Origin of the sequence: Pseudomonas sp. CH235 (assembly GCF_004368175.1) — a bacterium.
Taxonomy (GTDB): Bacteria; Pseudomonadota; Gammaproteobacteria; order Pseudomonadales; family Pseudomonadaceae; genus Aquipseudomonas; species Aquipseudomonas paraglycinae.
In genome coordinates this window covers 20,829-37,918 of the sequence record NZ_RRZJ01000008.1, presented here as the reverse complement: position 1 = coordinate 37,918, position 17,090 = coordinate 20,829, and the positions used below count along the sequence as shown (strand labels likewise).

The 17,090-nt window shown below is 61.5% G+C and carries 18 protein-coding genes; 7 read left to right on the top strand and 11 right to left on the bottom strand.

The annotated features are described in order from the left end of the window. Positions 1 to 71 precede the first annotated feature (71 nt). The 4 genes from EIY71_RS10950 to pdxH all read left to right on the top strand — a co-directional run bounded on the left by EIY71_RS10950 (position 72) and on the right by pdxH (position 5,693). The gene (locus EIY71_RS10950; protein WP_102686601.1) at positions 72 to 2,552 is read left to right on the top strand and encodes a beta-galactosidase; all 2,481 of its coding nucleotides are present in this window, start codon (positions 72 to 74) and stop codon (positions 2,550 to 2,552) included. 106 nt (positions 2,553 to 2,658) lie between these two features. After that, a complete protein-coding gene (locus EIY71_RS10945; protein ID WP_011332785.1) occupies positions 2,659 to 3,804 on the top strand; it encodes an EstA family serine hydrolase in 1,146 nt (381 codons plus the stop codon). A 113-nt stretch (positions 3,805 to 3,917) separates the two neighbouring features. Continuing rightward, a complete protein-coding gene (locus EIY71_RS10940; RefSeq protein ID WP_134021716.1) occupies positions 3,918 to 5,021 on the top strand; it encodes an OmpA family protein in 1,104 nt (367 codons plus the stop codon). 24 nt (positions 5,022 to 5,045) lie between these two features. Further along, a complete protein-coding gene (gene pdxH / locus EIY71_RS10935; protein ID WP_102686602.1) occupies positions 5,046 to 5,693 on the top strand; it encodes a pyridoxamine 5'-phosphate oxidase in 648 nt (215 codons plus the stop codon). 5 nt (positions 5,694 to 5,698) lie between these two features. Here the strand turns inward: pdxH and EIY71_RS10930 are convergent, their stop codons facing one another. Beyond that, the gene (locus tag EIY71_RS10930) at positions 5,699 to 5,935 is read right to left on the bottom strand and encodes a hypothetical protein (RefSeq protein WP_134021714.1); all 237 of its coding nucleotides are present in this window, start codon (positions 5,933 to 5,935) and stop codon (positions 5,699 to 5,701) included. A 166-nt stretch (positions 5,936 to 6,101) separates the two neighbouring features. Between EIY71_RS10930 and EIY71_RS10925 the strand changes: the two genes are divergently transcribed. After that, a complete protein-coding gene (locus tag EIY71_RS10925; protein WP_007969461.1) occupies positions 6,102 to 6,566 on the top strand; it encodes a glycine zipper 2TM domain-containing protein in 465 nt (154 codons plus the stop codon). 175 nt (positions 6,567 to 6,741) lie between these two features. On the opposite strand, the gene EIY71_RS10920 is transcribed toward EIY71_RS10925, so the two are convergent. The 3 genes from EIY71_RS10920 to nhaA all read right to left on the bottom strand — a co-directional run bounded on the left by EIY71_RS10920 (position 6,742) and on the right by nhaA (position 9,133). After that, a complete protein-coding gene (locus EIY71_RS10920; RefSeq protein ID WP_134021712.1) occupies positions 6,742 to 7,482 on the bottom strand; it encodes a zeta toxin family protein in 741 nt (246 codons plus the stop codon). Beyond that, positions 7,479 to 7,748 carry a hypothetical protein gene (locus EIY71_RS10915; RefSeq protein ID WP_085605362.1) on the bottom strand — a complete coding sequence of 90 codons (270 nt, stop codon included), beginning with the start codon at positions 7,746 to 7,748 and terminating at the stop codon, positions 7,479 to 7,481. The genes EIY71_RS10920 and EIY71_RS10915 overlap by 4 nt, the downstream gene beginning before the upstream one ends. Before the next feature lie 203 nt (positions 7,749 to 7,951). Beyond that, positions 7,952 to 9,133 carry a Na+/H+ antiporter NhaA gene (gene nhaA, locus EIY71_RS10910; RefSeq protein WP_134021710.1) on the bottom strand — a complete coding sequence of 394 codons (1,182 nt, stop codon included), beginning with the start codon at positions 9,131 to 9,133 and terminating at the stop codon, positions 7,952 to 7,954. Between the two features lie 246 nt (positions 9,134 to 9,379). Here nhaA and EIY71_RS10905 point away from each other — a divergent pair, with 246 nt between their 5' ends. Continuing rightward, positions 9,380 to 10,474, top strand: a complete 1,095-nt coding sequence (locus EIY71_RS10905) for a PLP-dependent cysteine synthase family protein (protein WP_134021708.1) — start codon at positions 9,380 to 9,382, stop codon at positions 10,472 to 10,474. Positions 10,475 to 10,525: 51 nt separating this feature from the next. On the opposite strand, the gene EIY71_RS10900 is transcribed toward EIY71_RS10905, so the two are convergent. The 3 genes from EIY71_RS10900 to EIY71_RS10890 all read right to left on the bottom strand — a co-directional run bounded on the left by EIY71_RS10900 (position 10,526) and on the right by EIY71_RS10890 (position 13,547). Then, complete coding sequence (locus tag EIY71_RS10900) at positions 10,526 to 12,139, bottom strand: NAD(P)/FAD-dependent oxidoreductase (RefSeq protein ID WP_134021706.1); 1,614 nt, start codon at positions 12,137 to 12,139, stop codon at positions 10,526 to 10,528. Between the two features lie 95 nt (positions 12,140 to 12,234). Then, the gene (locus EIY71_RS10895; protein WP_085748187.1) at positions 12,235 to 12,888 is read right to left on the bottom strand and encodes a COG3650 family protein; all 654 of its coding nucleotides are present in this window, start codon (positions 12,886 to 12,888) and stop codon (positions 12,235 to 12,237) included. 59 nt (positions 12,889 to 12,947) lie between these two features. Continuing rightward, the gene (locus EIY71_RS10890; RefSeq protein ID WP_007959150.1) at positions 12,948 to 13,547 is read right to left on the bottom strand and encodes a short chain dehydrogenase; all 600 of its coding nucleotides are present in this window, start codon (positions 13,545 to 13,547) and stop codon (positions 12,948 to 12,950) included. 103 nt (positions 13,548 to 13,650) lie between these two features. Between EIY71_RS10890 and EIY71_RS10885 the strand changes: the two genes are divergently transcribed. Next, positions 13,651 to 14,559, top strand: a complete 909-nt coding sequence (locus EIY71_RS10885; protein ID WP_085748189.1) for a LysR family transcriptional regulator — start codon at positions 13,651 to 13,653, stop codon at positions 14,557 to 14,559. Here the strand turns inward: EIY71_RS10885 and EIY71_RS10880 are convergent. Genes EIY71_RS10880 through EIY71_RS10865 form a run of 4 tightly spaced genes read right to left on the bottom strand, consistent with a single transcriptional unit; the run spans position 14,508 to position 16,993 of the window. Next, entirely contained in the window at positions 14,508 to 15,023 is a 516-nt protein-coding gene (locus tag EIY71_RS10880; protein WP_085748190.1) for a DoxX family protein, read from the bottom strand. The genes EIY71_RS10885 and EIY71_RS10880 overlap by 52 nt on opposite strands. Continuing rightward, on the bottom strand, positions 15,020 to 15,778 hold the full coding sequence (locus EIY71_RS10875; RefSeq protein WP_085748191.1) for a DUF2063 domain-containing protein: 759 nt from the start codon (positions 15,776 to 15,778) through the stop codon (positions 15,020 to 15,022). Before EIY71_RS10875 ends, EIY71_RS10880 begins: the two co-directional genes overlap by 4 nt. Further along, positions 15,775 to 16,662, bottom strand: coding sequence for a DUF692 domain-containing protein (locus EIY71_RS10870; RefSeq protein ID WP_134021704.1), 888 nt, complete (start codon positions 16,660 to 16,662; stop codon positions 15,775 to 15,777). The genes EIY71_RS10875 and EIY71_RS10870 overlap by 4 nt, the downstream gene beginning before the upstream one ends. 25 nt (positions 16,663 to 16,687) lie before the next feature. Continuing rightward, the gene (locus EIY71_RS10865) at positions 16,688 to 16,993 is read right to left on the bottom strand and encodes a DUF2282 domain-containing protein (RefSeq protein WP_011332799.1); all 306 of its coding nucleotides are present in this window, start codon (positions 16,991 to 16,993) and stop codon (positions 16,688 to 16,690) included. Between the last annotated feature and the right edge of the window lie 97 nt (positions 16,994 to 17,090).

The window sequence follows — 17,090 nt, the reverse complement described above, 5'->3', positions numbered from 1 at the left end:
CCGCGTTGTCTATCTCTCTGCTATTGCTTTTCCATTGGCCCTCGTGGGTCGTTAGGGAGAAATCCGTTCTCATGATTCGTCGTTCGTTGCCTGCCGTTTTTGCCCTGGTTTTCGCTGGCCCCTTGCTGGCGGCACCTGCCGGCCAGCAGACCCTGTTCAACTTTGTCCGCCCCGCCGACGTGGTGAAAGTGGCGACCGAAAACGCCGACCTGCCGCAAGCCAACGCCGAGCAGACCCCCGAAGGCGAAGTGCTGCGCCGGGTGACGTTCAACCCGACGGCGCGCCCGACCTTGCGCCTGAGCCCGCAGACCGGTGCCTGGGACTGGTCGCAGTCCGGCATGATGAGCCTGCGTATCCAGAGTGCGATGAACTGGGCAGTGACCGTCTACGTGCAAATCCAGAGCAACGACGGCAAGACTCTGGTCAGTCGCGTCGATCTGCCGGCCGGCCCGGCGCAGACCTTGCTCGTGCCGTTGACCGCGACCTCGCCACTCAGCCAGGGCATGAAAGCCGGGCCGGTGATGCCGATGACGATCGACGGGCAGCGCATCCTGCTGGCGAGCAGCAGTGGTGAGCTGGATCGCAGCCAGGTGGTGTCGGTCAGCCTGTCGATGGATCAGCCGAAAGCCGCGCAAAGTCTGTTGCTCGAGCGCTTTGGCGTGCAGGACGAAGGCGAAGTGATCAAATCCGCCTACGGCAATCTGGTGGATGCCTACGGCCAGTCGACTCGCGGCAAGTGGCCAGAGAAAGTCGCCAATGACGAACAACTGAAATCCGCCGCCGCCAAAGAGCAGCAACAACTGAACACCTGGCTGGCCGAGCGCGAAAAGTCGTCGCTGGACAAGTTCGGTGGCTGGAGCAAAGGCCCGGCGTTCAAGGCCAGCGGTTTCTTCCGCACCGAAAAGCGTGACGGCCGCTGGTATCTGGTGACGCCCGAGGGCCATCCGTTCTATTCCCTGGGCGTGAACACCGTCAGCCCGGAGGTCAACCAGACCTACGTGGCCGGCCGCGAGTACATGTTCGAATCCCTGCCAAAACCGGGAGAGCCGCTGGCCAGTCATTTCGGCGAAGGCGACAACCGTGGCGGCAACGGTGTCGATCAGGGTCGTGGCTACAACTTCGGTCGCTGGTACGACTTCTACGGCGCCAACCTTCAGCGCCTGTATGGCGAGCCATGCACCCAGGACAGCGGCAACAAGGCCGGAGTCGCCGAAGCCGCCAAGGCCGGGGCCGCCGAAGAAGCCGCGACCAACGCCAGTGCACCGGTCGCCGCCTCCGAACAGCCGAAAGCCGGGGTCGCCGAGTCGGCAGCCACCAGCGGGCAAAGCGTTGCGACGCCGTGCACGAACACGGTCGACGAGCAAAAGTGGGCCAGCCACACCCTTAATCGCCTGCAAGCCTGGGGCTTCAACACGGTCGGTAACTGGAGCGCCCCCGTCCTCGGTAACGCCGAGCGCATGCCGTACACCTTGCCGCTGTCGATCGTCGGCGATTACGCCAGCATCAGCACCGGCACCGATTGGTGGGGCGGCATGCCTGACCCGTTCGATCCGCGCTTCGCCATGGCCACCGAGCGCGCCGTGGCGATTGCCGCCCGCGATCATCGCGATGATCCGTGGCTGATCGGCTACTTCGCCGACAACGAGCTGGCCTGGGCTGGCCCTGGTGATGATCCGAAATCCCGTTACGCGCTGGCCTACGGCACCTTGAAAATGACCACCGACGTTCCGGCCAAACGTGCGTTCCTCAAGCAGTTGCGCGACAAGTACCGCAATCAGGCGGGGCTGTCGAAGGCCTGGGGCATTGATCTGCCGGCGTGGGAATTGATGGAAGACCCGGGTTTCGAAGCACCGCTGCCGAATCCTGAGCATCCGGAAATCGAGGCCGACTTCAAATACTTCCAGAAGGTCTTCGCCGACACGTACTTCAAGACCATTTCCGACTCGCTGAAATGGCACGCGCCGAACCAGTTGCTGCTCGGTGGCCGTTTCGCCACCAGCACCCCGGAAGCGGTGGCGTCCTGCGCCCAGTATTGCGACGTGCTGAGCTTCAACATGTACACCCTGCAACCGCAGGACGGCTATGACTTCGCCGCGCTGCGCAGCCTTGACAAACCGGTGCTGATCACCGAGTTCAACTTCGGCTCCACCGACCGTGGCCCGTTCTGGGGCGGCGTGACCCCGTTGAGCAAGGAAGAAGACCGCGGCCCGGCCTACGCCAACTTCCTCAAACAGGCGCTGAGCGAGCCGTCGATTGTCGGCGTGCACTGGTTCCAGTATCTGGACCAACCGGTGACCGGGCGCCTGCTCGATGGTGAGAACGGGCACTTTGGTCTGGTCGGTGTCACCGATCTGCCGTTCCAGGGTTTTGTCGAAACGGTGCGCAAAAGCAACCTGGCGACCGTCGATCAGTTGAGCAAAGAGGCGCAGAAAACGGCTGCCGCAGCGGACAAGGCCGGCCACGAAACCGAAGGCGGCCGCAAGGCTGACGCCGGCAAAGGCCCGGGGCAGGGGGCAGGCCATACAGGCGGGCATTCCGGCAACGGCCACTGATCGTTACGAAACCTTAAGACCGCCCGGCCCGCAGCGGTTCCCAAAAGCCTCTCGGGCTGGAACAATGCGGGCCACTTTGTAGAGCGTTTTCGCGGGGGAGTTGCGGGTGCAGATTCAGGGCCATTACGAGCTTCAATTCGAAGCGGTGCGCGAAGCCTTCGCCGCACTGTTCGACGATCCCCAGGAACGCGGCGCCGCGTTGTGCATTCGGGTCGGCGGCGAAACCGTCCTCGACCTCTGGTCCGGCACCGCCGACAAGGACGGCGCCGAGGCCTGGCACAGCGACACCATCGCCAACCTGTTCTCCTGCACCAAGACCTTCACCGCCGTCACCGCGCTGCAACTGGTTGCCGAAGGCAAGTTGCAGCTCGATGCGCCGGTCGCCCGTTACTGGCCGGAATTCGCCGCTGCCGGCAAGGAATCCGTCACCCTGCGCCAACTGCTTTGCCATCAGGCCGGTCTCCCGGCCCTGCGCGAATTGCTGGCGCCTGAGGCGCTGTATGACTGGCAGACCATGGTCGACGCTCTCGCCGCCGAAGCGCCGTGGTGGACGCCTGGCACTGGTCACGGTTATGCCGCGATCACCTACGGCTGGCTGATCGGCGAATTGCTGCGGCGCGCCGACGGTCGCGGGCCGGGGGAATCGATTGTGGCGCGGGTCGCCAAACCGCTGGGGCTGGATTTCCATGTCGGTTTGGCCGACGAGGAATTCCATCGTGTTGCGCACATCGCCCGGGGCAAGGGCAATACTGGCGACGCCGCTGCCCAGCGCCTGCTGCAAGTGACCATGCGCGAACCGACGGCCATGACCACCCGGGCCTTCACCAATCCGCCGTCGGTGCTCACCAGCACCAACAAACCGGAATGGCGCCGTATGCAGCAACCGGCGGCCAACGGCCACGGCAATGCACGCAGCCTGGCCGGGTTCTACGCCGGTCTGCTCGACGGCAGCCTGCTGGAAAGCGAAATGCTCGACGAACTGACCCGTGAACACAGCCTCGGCGAGGACAAAACCTTGCTGACCCGCACCCGTTTCGGTCTCGGTTGCATGCTCGATCAACCCGACGTGCCGAACGCCACTTACGGCCTCGGCCCGCGTGCATTCGGCCATCCGGGTGCCGGCGGTTCCATCGGTTTTGCTGATCCGGAGCACGATGTGGCCTTCGGATTTGTGACAAATACCCTGGGACCGTACGTCTTGATGGATCCGCGCGCGCAGAAGCTGGCGCGGGTACTAGCCACTTGTCTGTAAAGCGTCGTCCGAGGTTCCAGGGCCGGAACCTCATGGCGAATTTCGTTTCAAAGCGTCTGTTTATCCGGGCGAAAGTCCTCTGATTGTTCATAACTTCTTTTTGTGGGTTTCCAATGTCGTCCAAACAAACTCTCGCCCTGGCCCTGTGTTTCGCAATCACCGGTTGTGCACAGACCCCGAAGAACGACGCCGATGGCGGCAGCTGGTGGCCGTTCGGTTCTTCCGACAAAGTCGCAGCCAAGGAGCCGGCTCCGGCGCCTGCGCCTTTGAAACCGGCCGCCACCGCGCCTGTGGCCAAGGCCGAGAGCAGCAGCCCGTGGTACTGGCCGTTTGGCTCGGACGACTCGGCGGCCAAGCCTGAAGTGAAAGCTGAAGTCAAACCCGAAGCCAAGCCAGTCGAAGTCGCCAAGGCCGAGGCCGACAAGGGCGGCAAATGGTGGTGGCCGTTCGGCGGCAAGGAGCAGGACACCGCCAAAGTCGTACCGATGCCCGATCCGAAGGTGACTCAAGCCTGGCTGGATGACTACGAGCCGCGCCTGCGCACCGCGATCAAGGACAGCAACCTGCAACTCGAGCGCCGTGAAAACGTGCTGGTCGTGACCGCGCCGGTGGAAGGCTCGTTCAACCCGGATCGCCCTGCGATGCTGCTGCCAGTGACCCTCGGCCCGTTCACCCGCGTGGCGAAAATCCTCGAAGCCGACCCGAAAACCGCCGTGCTGGTGCTCGGTCACAGTGACACCACCGGCGCCGCTCCGGCCAACGTCAAGTTGAGCCAGGAACGCGCCCAGGCCGTGGCGGCAATCTTCCGCCTCAGCGGTCTGCAGCGTGATCGCCTGATGCTGCGCGGCATGGGTTCCGAAGCCCCGCGTGCCGCCAACGACAGCGTTGAAGGCCGTGCCCTGAACCGCCGTGTCGAGCTGCTGGTGACCCCGCAGAACACCATGGTCGCGCTGCTGAGCAAATACAACATGCCAGCACCGAAGCCAGTGACCATGGTTGCTGCCCAGGACGTCAAGCCTGCCGCCAAACCGGTGACCCCGGCGCCGGCAGCTAAGAAAGCCGCTGTACCGGCCACCAAAAAGGCTCCAGCCAAGAAAGCTGCTGCCAAGGCTCCAGCGAAGAAGGCCCCGGCCAAGGCTCCGGCGAAAAAGACCGCGCCCGCCAAAGCCGCTGCAACCGACAAGAAAGTCGCTGCGACCGATACCACCAAAAAGTGATCCGCTAACGAAAAGGAATGCGCCGTGACCCAGTCTCTGGCAGATATGCGTCGTGATTACACCCGGGACGGCCTGACCGAGGCGCAAGCCCCGGCCGAGCCCTTTGCGTTGTTTCACCAGTGGTTTGCCGAAGCGGTGAAAACCGAACAGGCGCCAGTGGAAGCCAACGCGATGACCCTGGCCACGGTGGATGCGGACGGCCGTCCGCATTGCCGCATTCTGCTGCTCAAGGGCCTGGACGAGCAGGGCTTCACCTTCTTCACCAACTACGAAAGCGCCAAGGGCCAGCATCTGGCGGCGAACCCGTTTGCTGCCATGACGTTCTTCTGGCCGACCCTGGAGCGCCAGGTGCGTATCGAGGGGCGGGTGGTGAAGGTCTCGCCTGAAGAATCCGACGCTTACTATCAGGTGCGACCGCTGGGCAGCCGACTCGGCGCCTGGGCCTCACCGCAGAGCCGGGTGATCAACGGCCGGGGTGAACTGGAAGATTTGCTCAAGGCGACCGAGCAACGCTTCACCGACACTCAGCCTCACTGCCCGGAACACTGGGGTGGCTACCGCTTGCTCCCCGAGCGCATGGAATTCTGGCAGGGCCGCGCGAGCCGCCTGCACGATCGCCTCAACTACCGTGTGCAGGGCGCCGACTGGATTCTTGAACGTCTGGCACCCTGAGCAGTCTACCGAGCGGGATAGCCTGCCGCAGCGGCTTGGAGCCACTTCGGCAGGTCCCGGCGCTTGATCTTCTGCGCCTGAGCCTGCTCCAGCCGTTCGAGCATGAACGCGCGTTTGCCTTCATCCTTGCCGGCCAGTGACAATGCCAGATCGCGATCCATCCAGCGTTTGATCCGCACATACAGCCACCAGTGGAAGTACAGACCGGCGGCGGTGGTGACGACAATGATGAAGTAATCCATGGAAATCCTTGGGTCGGCGGCGCAGGAAACGGATTTTGGCGCTAGTGTTGGGTGAGTTCGCGGGTGCCTGTACCGGGCCTGAATGAAAGCAATTTTATCCGGGCGACGCCGTGACAGGCGTCAAGCTGCGGAGTTTAATGAATACCTGTCCTTTGGAGTTAATGCTATGCGTAAGTCTGTTCTGCTGGTTGCTTCCTTTTCCACGATGGCGATGTTGCTGACCGGCTGCCAGTCGAGCCTGACCGGTGACTCCTACTCCCGTGACGAAGCGCGTCGCGTGCAGACGATTCGCATGGGCACCATCGAATCCCTGCGTCCGGTGAAAATCGAAGGCACCAAAACCCCGATTGGTGGTGCAGCCGGTGCAGTGGTTGGCGGTGTTGGCGGCAGTGCCATCGGCGGCGGCAAAGGCAGCATCGTTGCGGCCGTTATCGGTGCCGTGGCCGGCGGCTTGATCGGTTCGGCCACTGAAGAAGGCCTGACCCGCACCCAGGGCGTTGAAATCACCGTGCGCGAAGACGACGGCAGCATGCGCGCCTACGTGCAGCAGGTTCAGGAGAATGAAGTGTTCCGCGTAGGCGAGCGGGTACGGATTTCGACCGTTGGCGGCACCAGCCGCGTTTCGCACTAAGCGCGAACAAGCGGTAAAAGAAAACCCCGATCAGGTGACTGGTCGGGGTTTTTGTTTGGTGTTCACCAGTGATCCCGATAGACGAATGCGATTGGGTAGGACGTATCTTTAAAGGCGTGGGTGATTGTTCGACGTGAATAAAGGCCGACATTAAGAGAAGTCGTAGGCTTGTGATCTAGATCAGTTTATCGAGCACGAACTCTTTAAACCAAGGTGGCTGTACGTCAGATTTGATTTCAATCAGCTCCCCGTCTGTGATCTCTGCAACCTGTGTCAGTCCTTCGCTACCTTCGTCGGAGTTATCAAAGATATAGGCTCTGTTCGAGGTGAGGATTGCATCCGATAGGAGCGCCAGAGACCTCCAATAACGCTTTCGTATCTTTTCAGGAGGAACGTTGTGCCCACCCTGTGATACGCGATAGGCAACCCTGGCGACATTGATTTCCGGGTCGGCTGTTGCAACGTAATAGACGTAAACCCTGTACCCGGATCTCTGGGCTTCGTAAAGCAAATCGACTTTATCTGGGGAGGACATGACGGTTTCGAACGTAAAACTGATTTTCTCTTTGATCAAAGAGCGCCGTATGAAGTCGGAAAGAGCGGAGGCTACATAGGAGTCGATCTGAGTATCCGAGAAGCTGAGCCTGTCACCTTCAATCGTAATCGAATCCAATTTTGCCAATGACTCTGGAGCTTTTTTCAGCAGGGCGTGGTTGCGGAAAAAATCGAAAATGTCATTTTTGTGAGATTCGATGCGATAGGTGGTGAAATCAAAATAACCAGTGTCTTTGATTGCACGCTCTATATCATCCGGGTTTACGTAATTTCCCAATAGATGCGCAGGAACCAGCCGATTAAAGGTGCTTTTTCCTGAGCCATTTGGTCCGGCGAATATACGTACCCTCGGTGTACTCAAGAAACGACCTGTTTAGGCAGTTTGCTGATTTGCAGGCGAGTCCCGCTTTTCAGGTTTCCATATGTGCCGATCGAGCGCAATGCAACCGAAGATTTTTCTGTCACTTCAAACAGCTGACCATCTTTGGCGACAAGCACAGCAGCACCGTTGGCAAGCGCCATTTTGTAGGCGTTGTTGAACGCTTTCAGGGCAATGTCCGGAATATAAGACTCCTGCACGGCAATCTGACTGTCCGTCATTGGGCGCTTTTCTGCTTTGCGTGACATGGAAGGCTCCGAAAAAACGTTCTGAGGTGACGCTGCTGTCAACAGAAGATATAGCACACTTGAAAGGCTCAGGTTAAGCGCTGCGAGCAGCGCCAACGGGAGACTACCAATGCTTTGCAGGGTTCTGGAGCCCAATCATGTGTGTGAATCTTTCATTGAGTCTTGGGCCTTCCAGTGAGAGGCGCGTAATGAGCGTGTTTACTTCATTGTGTGGATCCTTTTCTGCTCGCCGCCAATGTCACTGCATAACCGATCAATGCCGCGAACACCGACCCGGTGAGAATGCCCATCCGGTCCATCCCGGCGTATTCACTGGCGCCCGGCACGAAGGCGAGGGAGCCGACAAACAGGCTCATGGTGAAGCCGATCCCGCAGAGGATCGCCACGCCCAGCACCTGGCCCCAATTGGCGCCCTGGGGCAGGGCGGCGATGCCGGTCTTGACGGCGAGCCAGGTCAGGCCGAACACGCCGAGGGTCTTGCCTAGCAGCAGGCCGACGGCGATGCCCATCGGGACGTGGTGGGTGAAGCTTTCGGCGGTCACGCCGGTCAGCGACAGGCCGGCGTTGGCGAAGGCGAACAGTGGCAGGATGCCGTAGGCGACCCACGGGTGCAGCGCGTGTTCGAGGGTCAGCAGCGGCGAAGGTTCGGCATTCTTGGTGCGCAGCGGGATGCAGAACGCCAGGGTCACGCCGGCCAGCGTCGCGTGGACACCGCTCTTGAGTACGCAGACCCAGAGGATCAAACCAATGATCATGTACGGCCCGAGCTTGACCACGCCGAGCCGGTTCATCGCCACCAGCGCCGCGATGCACGCCGCCGCCAGGCCCAGCGACAGGGTCGACAGTTCGCCGGAGTAGAAGATCGCGATGATCACGATGGCGCCGAGGTCATCGATGATCGCCAGGGTCATCAGGAACAGCTTCAGCGACACCGGCACGCGCTTGCCGAGCAAGGCCAGCACGCCGAGGGCGAAGGCGATGTCGGTGGCGGTCGGGATCGCCCAGCCGTCGAGGGCGGCCGGGTTGTCGCGGTTGAGGAACCAGTAGATCAGCGCCGGCACCAGCATGCCGCCGATGGCCGCCGCGCCGGGCAGGACGATCTGCGACGGTTTCGACAGCTGGCCGTCGAGGACTTCGCGCTTCACTTCCAGGCCGATCAGCAGGAAAAACAGCGCCATCAGGCCGTCGTTGATCCACAGCAGCAGGGGCTTGGCGATCTTCAACGCGCCGATCTGCGCCACCACCGGGGTGTCGAGCAGGCCGCTGTACAACCACGACAGCGGCGAGTTGTTGATGATTAGAGCCAGGATGGCCGCGGCGATCAGTAACAGACCGCTGGCAGCTTCCAACTGAAAGAAACGCGTGAAAGTGCTACGCAGAGGCAAGGTCGCTCTCCATCGATAAAGTCAAAAGGTGGCACACCCTAACCCGTACCGTTAGTTGTTAAAACAAAAGTTATATTCTTTTTTGTTATATGCGGTTACAGAGCGCCAGGCCGACATGCAGCAGAGCCTAGCAGTTGCCCGAGGGATTGAAGCTCAGCTGTATCTGTCGGTGCCGTGGGATTTTTCCTAAGCTTGGGGGCTGAGCCTGTGAAGGCACTTCTGCCCGATTCAACGAGAACGACAGCCATGAGCGACAACCGACAGTGGGCCCGCGAAGCCATCCGGATCATCGAAGCGGACTTCCAGCGCAGCGCCGACACCCACCTGATCCCCTTGCCGCTGCCGGGGTTCCCGGGCATCGAGTTGTACTTCAAGGACGAGTCCAGCCACCCGACCGGCAGCCTCAAGCATCGGCTGGCCCGTTCGCTGTTTCTCTATGCCTTGTGTAACGGCTGGCTTAAACCCGGCGCGCCGGTGATCGAGGCGTCCAGCGGTTCGACGGCGATTTCCGAGGCGTATTTCGCGCGGATGCTCGGCCTGCCATTCATTGCGGTGATGCCGGCGACCACCTCCAAGGAAAAAATTGCGCAGATCGCGTTCTATGGAGGCCAGAGTCATCTGGTGGACGATCCGACCCAGATCTACGCCGAATCCGAACGCCTGGCCCGCGAACACGACGGTCACTTCATCGACCAGTTCACCTACGCCGAACGCGCCACTGACTGGCGGGCGAACAACAATATCGCCGAGTCGATCTTCCAGCAGATGCGTTACGAACAGCACCCGTGCCCGGCCTGGCTGATTTCCAGTCCCGGCACCGGCGGCACCACCGCGACCCTCGGGCGTTACGTGCGTTATCGCCAGCACTGCACCCGCGTGCTGTGCGCCGATGCCGAGCGTTCGGTGTTCTTCGACTTCTACCAGACCGGCGACGCGAGTTTGCGTCTGGACCACGGTTCACGCATCGAAGGGATCGGCCGGCCACGAGTGGAAGCGTCGTTCCTGCCGAAGGTCATCGATGCGATGGTCAAGGTGCCGGACGCCTTGTCGCTGGCGGCCATGCATTACCTGGCGCAGCGTCTGGGCCGGCATGTGGGCGGGTCGAGCGGCACCAACCTGATCGGCGCGCTGATGGCGGCGCAGCAGATGAAAGCGGCGGGGGAGTCGGGCTCGATCGTGGCGATTCTGTGCGATGGCGGCGAGCGTTACGCAGACACCTATTACGATCCAGCGTGGCTCAAGGCGCAGGGCTATGAGCTGGAGGGATTGATGGCGGCTGTAGCGGCGAGTGCCGAGAGGGGTGAGGCGCTGCCGACCTCGGTTCTGCGCGCCAATATTTGATACACCCGGAACCTGATGTGGGAGCAAGCCCGCTCCCACAATTTTCCGGTGTCAGGCCTCGAGACCGAGGATGTCACGCGCCACGGCTTCCGCAATCCGAATCCCGTCAACACCCGCCGACAGAATCCCGCCCGCATAACCCGCGCCTTCACCGGCCGGGAACAGACCTTTGACGTTCATGCTCTGCAGCGATTCATTTCGTGTGATGCGCAGCGGCGACGAGGTGCGGGTCTCGATCCCGGTCAATACCGCATCGTGCAGCGAGTAACCGCGAATCTGCTTCTCGAACGCCGGCAACGCTTCGCGGATCGCCTCGATGGCGAAGTCCGGCAGGGCCAGGGCCAGATCGCCCAGTGCCACGCCCGGTTTGTATGATGGCTCGACTTCGCCCAGTTCGGTCGAAGGAATGTCGTTGATGAAGTCGCCGACCAGTTGCGCCGGCGCCTTGTAGTCGCTGCCGCCGAGGATGAAGGCGTGGGATTCCAGACGTTCCTGCAACTCGATCCCCGCCAGCGGACCGCCCGGATAATCGACTTCCGGGGTGATGCCGACGACGATGCCGGAGTTGGCGTTGCGCTCGTTACGCGAGTACTGGCTCATGCCGTTGGTAACCACGCGGTTCGGCTCGGAGGTCGCCGCCACCACGGTGCCGCCCGGGCACATGCAGAAGCTGTAGACCGAACGGCCGTTCTTGGCGTGGTGCACCAGTTTGTAGTCGGCGGCTCCCAACTTGGGGTGGCCGGCGTATTTGCCCAGTCGCGCACGGTCGATCAGCGATTGCGGGTGCTCGATCCGGAAACCCACCGAAAACGGCTTGGCTTCCATGAACACGCCACGGCTGTGGAGCATGCGGAAGGTGTCGCGGGCACTGTGGCCGAGGGCCAGGACCACGTGTTTCGAATGCAGGGTTTCGCCGCTGGCCAGTTCGACGCCGACCAGTTGGCCGTCTTCGATCAGCACGTCGGTGACGCGTTCCTGGAAGCGCACTTCGCCGCCCAGAGCGCGGATCTCTTCGCGCATGGTCTCGACCATGCCGGTCAGACGGAACGTACCGATGTGCGGTTTGCTGACGTAGAGGATTTCTTCCGGCGCGCCGGCCTTGACGAATTCGTGCAGAACCTTGCGGCCGAGGAATTTCGGATCCTTGATCTGGCTGTACAGCTTGCCGTCGGAGAAGGTGCCCGCGCCACCTTCGCCGAACTGCACGTTGGACTCGGGATTGAGCACGCTTTTGCGCCACAGGCCCCAGGTGTCCTTGGTGCGCTGGCGCACTTCGGTGCCGCGCTCGAGGATGATCGGCTTGAAGCCCATCTGCGCCAGCAACAGGCCGGCGAAGATCCCGCACGGGCCGAAACCGACCACGATCGGGCGCTGGCTCAGGTCGCTGGGCGCCTGGCCGACGAATTTGTAGCTGACATCCGGCGCCACGTTGACGTTACGGTCGTCGGCGAACTTGCCCAGCACTTTGGCCTCGTCGCGCACTTCGAGGTCGATGGTGTAGATGAAGCACAGTTCGGAGGACTTTTTGCGCGCATCGTAGCTGCGCTTGAACAAGGTGAAATCGAGCAGGTCATCGCTGGCGATGCCCAGGCGTTGCACGATGGCAGCGCGCAGGTCTTCGTCGGGATGGTCGATCGGCAGCTTGAGTTCGGTGATTCGTAACATGACAGGATCCGGTTCGCGGGGCGCACAACTGCGCCAGGGCGTTTGAAGGCGGCGATTATAAGCCGCATCGGCCGGATCCCGTGAGGGTAAAACGATCAGTCGTTACGCGAACCGCCGAAATACCCGCAACCACGCTGCACCTTGCCGTCGATACGCAGCTCGGCGCTCATGTGCTGCACGCTGCCGGTGCTGCTGTCGACGCAGCGCTGCGGCGCCACCCACAGCTCGATGCGCTGGTTGTTGGCTTCGCTGCTGAGATTGAAACGGCCGTCGCCCAGTTGCTCTTCGACGTAAGGCACGGCGAGCGGCGGCTGGCCTTCGCGGTCGATGACCAGGCCCTTGCCGCTGACCTTGACGTTCCATTCCGGACCATGACCGGCGGCGCGCAGGATCAACTGTTTGAAGTTGGGATCGTCGCAGGCGGTGCCGGAGCGTTCGACACGGTACAACTGGGTCAGGTCGAGGCGGTCGCCGGCGATCTTCCCGCGCACGTCGGCAAACAGCTTGCCCTGTTGATCGGCCAGGGTGGCGGCCTCTTGCAGGACGCTGGTGCCGCCGATGTCATTGACCACGTACTGGCGCTGCTCGCCGCAGGCCTGGAACACCAGTTTGCCGTCGGCAGCGGTCAGTTGCCCCTGCATCCGCGTCTGGCCGACGTGGGAGGCGCTTTCCCGCGCACCATCGAACAACTGGCACGCGGCAAACAACGGGAGCAGGGCAACAACGATCAGGGAACGGGCAACACGCATCTTTGGCTCTCCAGACAAGTGCCGTCACGTTACGCAGGCTGACCGTTCATCACAAGGGTTTAGCCCACGTGAAATGTCTGACCTGTCTGCAAGCCTTCGACACTTTTGGCGTAGGCCAATGCCACATCCGCCGCAGGAACCGGCTTATAGCCACGGAAATAGGGGGCGTAGCTGCCCATGGCTTCTACAAGCACGGTCGGGCTGATCGAGTTCACCCGCAGGCCGCGTGGCAGTTCGATGGCCGCTGCGCGGACGAAGCTGTCCAGCGCGCCGTTGACCAGTGCAGCCGAAGCGCCGCTGCGGATCGGATCGTGGCTGAGCACGCCGGTGGTGAAGGTGAACGATGCGCCGTCGTTGGCGAACTCACGGCCGATCAGCAGCAGATTGACCTGGCCCATCAACTTGTCTTTCAGGCCGAGGGCGAAGCTGTCTTCGGTCATTTCACCCAGCGGGGCGAAGGTCACGTTGCCAGCGGCGCAGACCAGTGCGTCGAACTTGCCGGTCTGTTCGAACAGCTTGCGGATCGATGCGCTGTCGCTGATATCCACCTGGAAATCGCCGCTGCTGCGACCGATACGAATGACTTCATGACGCTGCGACAGCTCTTTGTCCACGGCCGAACCGATGGTGCCGCCCGCGCCTATCAACAGAATTTTCATCGTGATTGCCTCAAGTGATTGAACGAGGTTTCAGTCTAGAGTGGTTTTTTCTGCGGATAAGCGCACTAATGGGCAACCTTTGGTTTTCAAATGGAAACAATCCATGAGCGAGATGGATGATCTGGCGGCGTTCGCGGTGTTGATCGAAGCCGGCAGTTTTACCTTGGCAGCGCAGCAATTGGGGTGCAGCAAGGGGCAGTTGTCCAAGCGCATCAGTCAGCTGGAGGCACGATTTTCCGTGGTGTTGTTGCAACGTACTACGCGTCGGCTGAGCCTGACGGCGGCCGGTGCGGCGTTGTTGCCGCAGGCTCAGGCGCTTGTCGTCCAGGTGGAGCGAGCGCGTCAGGCATTGGCGCGATTGAAGGACGACATGGCCGGTCCGGTGCGTATGACGGTTCCGGTTTCGCTGGGGGAAACTTTCTTCGATGGCCTGCTGCTGGACTTCTCGCAGAAATACCCCGAAGTGCAGATCGAACTGGAGCTGAATAACAGCTACCGCGACCTCTCCCGCGACGGCTTCGATCTGGCGATCCGCACCGAGGTCGCCAATGACGAGCGACTGGTGGCCAAGCCGCTGCTGGCCTGGCAGGAAATGACCTGTGCCAGCCCTGAATATCTGGAGCGCTTTGGCGAACCGCTGACGCCGCAAGCATTGGCCGAACACCGTTGCCTGCTCAACAGTCATTACAGCGGTCGCGAGGAATGGCTCTATCACCAGCAGCACGAACTGCTGCGGGTGCGGGTGTCGGGACCGTTCGCCAGCAATCACTACAACCTGTTGAAGAAAGCCGCACTGGCCGGCGCCGGGATCGCTCGCTTGCCGTCCTATCTGTTGCAGACGGAATTGGCTGACGGCCGATTGCGCTGGCTCCTGCGTGATTTTCAGACCCGGCGCATGCCGATGTATCTGGTGCATCCGTATCAGGGCGGGTTACCGAAACGCACCCAAGTGCTGGCGGATTACCTGATCGGCTGGTTCAAGCTCAGCGGCGAGGCGCTGGACCGGTTGTAGTGCCTGGCGATCAGGTGATCGATCGACAGTTTGCCCGGCCCGGTGGCCATCAGGTACAGCAACACCGCCATCCAGGTGCCGTGGGTCGGGTAGGCATCCGGGTACACGAACAGTTGAATGGTCAGGGTCATGCCCAGCAAGGCCAGCGCCGAAAAGCGTGTGGCGAAGCCAATCAGGATCAGGATCGGGAAGAAGTGTTCGGCAAACGCGGCCAGATGTGCAGCGATTTCCGGCGACAGCAGCGGCACGTGGTACTCGCTCTTGAACAACGGAATCGTCGATTCCGCCAGACGTGGCCAGCCGAACTCGAAGGTGCCATCGATCAGGTCGACGGCCAGCCCTTCGACCTTGGTCTGCCCGGATTTCCAGAACACCGCCGCGATGGAAAAACGCGCGATGAATGCGATGAGGCTGTGAGGGATTTTCTCCAGCAGCGCGATGGCGCGGGCAATGAGACTGTTCATGACAACACCTTTGGGTGGAAATGAGTGATGACGTGGCGGCTGATGAGCAGGGCGAGGGTCTGGCTGAGGTCGAAGGTCTCGGCGGATTCCAGCGCCTGGGTCAGTGACAGGCCAGACTTGAGCTGGCGAATAAACTGGCTGGCGCCGCGATCCACGGTGAACACCTCGACTTCCAGTCCATTGCGCAGGATCAGCGCGTGTTGGGCGTGATGCAGATCGATCCCGGCCAGCGTCGCGTCGTGTTGATGCGCGGCCCAGATGTCCACCACGGCGAAGTTTGAATCGAGCAGATGCAGCGAAGGGTGCAGGCTGATGCGCAGTTCATTCAGCGCATCGGCATCTGCAAACAGAGCAGCGATCCGCTCCTGACTCAGGGGCAACACATCGGCAGCGTGGTAGGCCTGCGTGCGCAAGCGTTCCAGCCGCGCGACATCGGCCAGATAGGGAACGCTCGCGGCTGGTTCGAACTCACTGATGAAGTCCGCCAGCCCGCTGCCGTAGTCGCTCATCAACGGACTGTGTGGCGGATGGCTTTGCACGAAAATTCCGGCCATGGTCCGGAAGAATTCGTCACCCACCAACTGCATCACCACGGGATAACTGTCGGCCAGTGCGTTGATCAACGAGCTCTGAACATTGTTGCGGTACACCGCGAAACGGCTGGCCGGGTCGGCACCGTTGGCGCTGCACAAACCGTCGGGGCAGGGCAGGTCGATATCGAGCAGCGCGACGCTGAATGCGGCTTGAGTGCTCATGGCCGACCTCCCGCGCACAGCAACAGCTCATCGGCCTGCTGCGCTTCCGCCAACAGCACGTTGAAGGCAGGCAACTGATTGTCCCGTTCGATCAACGTCGCCACCGGGCCGACGCGTTCCAGCGTCTGCCGGTACAACGACCAGACGGCCTGATCGATCGGTGCGCCGTGATCGTCGATCAGCAAGCGATCACCGAGGCTGTCGGAATCTTCGGCAAACCCGGCCAGATGAATCTCGCCCACCGCTTGCAGCGGCAATGCTTCGAGATAAGCCAGGGGATCGCGCTGATGGTTGATGCACGAGACGTAGACGTTGTTCACGTCCAGCAACAGACCGCAGCCACTGCGCTGGATGACTTCACGGATGAAATCGGCTTCGTCGATGGTCGAGCGCTGGAACGCCAGGTAGGTCGCCGGGTTTTCCAGCAGCATCGGACGCTTGAGGGTGTTCTGTACCTGGTCGATGTGGTCGCAGACGCGGTTCAGCGTCGGCGTGTCGTAAGCCAGGGGCAGCAGGTCATTAAGGAACACCGGGCCGTGGCTTGACCAGGCCAGGTGTTCGGAAAAGGAGTGGGGTTGATAGCGCTCGATCAGCGCCGCCAGGCGTTTGAGGTGCTGGACATCCAGCGGTCCTTCGGCACCGATGGACAGCCCGACGCCATGCAGCGACAGCGGGTACGCCTCGCGAATCAATCCCAGAAAATGATGAAACGGGCCGCCGGCCACCATGTAGTTTTCGGCGTGGACTTCGAAGAAACCGATGTCCGGACGTGAATCGAGCACTTCGCTGAAGTGCTCGCTCTTGAGCCCCAGCCCGGCACGGGACGGGAGCCCGGTGAGGGCTGCCCGAGTGCGGCGCAAGGCATGGTCGCAGGATGTGATCATGATCGACACTCGGGCGGCTCCCGGATCAGGACTTGGCTTTGAACGCTTCGAGCTGACCGAAACCGGTCGGCGAGGTTTTGCTTTCGGTGGTGGTGCAGGTGCCTTTCGGAACCAGTTTCCAGGCGTTGGCCTGATGATCCATTTTCGCGGTGCCGGCACAGGTGGTGCCTGCACCTGCGGCGCAATCGTTCTTGCCTTTCATGGCCACGCCGAAGCATTTTTCCATGTTGTCGTCAGCGGCGTGGGCGGTGGAGACGGCAGCGATGCTCAGAGCAGAACCGAGGGCCAGAACCAGGGCGGTGGCGGACAGGGTGCGGGTGGTAGCAGTCATGATGTTTCTCCGGTTTTAACTTGGGTTTGAACAAGCGATTGCGCTTGCTTGCCCCACTAGAGAAACGACTCGGCGATGCGTTACAGCGATCGGTAGA

Excerpts from the sequence above, each read along its gene's own strand:
- EIY71_RS10950 (WP_102686601.1), top strand. The coding sequence starts at position 72 with ATGATTCGTCGTTCGTTGCCTGCCGTTTTTGCCCTGGTTTTCGCTGGC.
- EIY71_RS10940 (WP_134021716.1), top strand. The coding sequence starts at position 3,918 with ATGTCGTCCAAACAAACTCTCGCCCTGGCCCTGTGTTTCGCAATCACC.
- EIY71_RS10930 (WP_134021714.1), bottom strand. The coding sequence starts at position 5,935 with ATGGATTACTTCATCATTGTCGTCACCACCGCCGCCGGTCTGTACTTC.
- EIY71_RS10925 (WP_007969461.1), top strand. The coding sequence starts at position 6,102 with ATGCGTAAGTCTGTTCTGCTGGTTGCTTCCTTTTCCACGATGGCGATG.
- EIY71_RS10915 (WP_085605362.1), bottom strand. The coding sequence starts at position 7,748 with ATGTCACGCAAAGCAGAAAAGCGCCCAATGACGGACAGTCAGATTGCC.
- EIY71_RS10905 (WP_134021708.1), top strand. The coding sequence starts at position 9,380 with ATGAGCGACAACCGACAGTGGGCCCGCGAAGCCATCCGGATCATCGAA.
- EIY71_RS10900 (WP_134021706.1), bottom strand. The coding sequence starts at position 12,139 with ATGTTACGAATCACCGAACTCAAGCTGCCGATCGACCATCCCGACGAA.
- EIY71_RS10895 (WP_085748187.1), bottom strand. The coding sequence starts at position 12,888 with ATGCGTGTTGCCCGTTCCCTGATCGTTGTTGCCCTGCTCCCGTTGTTT.
- EIY71_RS10890 (WP_007959150.1), bottom strand. The coding sequence starts at position 13,547 with ATGAAAATTCTGTTGATAGGCGCGGGCGGCACCATCGGTTCGGCCGTG.
- EIY71_RS10885 (WP_085748189.1), top strand. The coding sequence starts at position 13,651 with ATGAGCGAGATGGATGATCTGGCGGCGTTCGCGGTGTTGATCGAAGCC.
- EIY71_RS10880 (WP_085748190.1), bottom strand. The coding sequence starts at position 15,023 with ATGAACAGTCTCATTGCCCGCGCCATCGCGCTGCTGGAGAAAATCCCT.
- EIY71_RS10875 (WP_085748191.1), bottom strand. The coding sequence starts at position 15,778 with ATGAGCACTCAAGCCGCATTCAGCGTCGCGCTGCTCGATATCGACCTG.
- EIY71_RS10870 (WP_134021704.1), bottom strand. The coding sequence starts at position 16,662 with ATGATCACATCCTGCGACCATGCCTTGCGCCGCACTCGGGCAGCCCTC.
- EIY71_RS10865 (WP_011332799.1), bottom strand. The coding sequence starts at position 16,993 with ATGACTGCTACCACCCGCACCCTGTCCGCCACCGCCCTGGTTCTGGCC.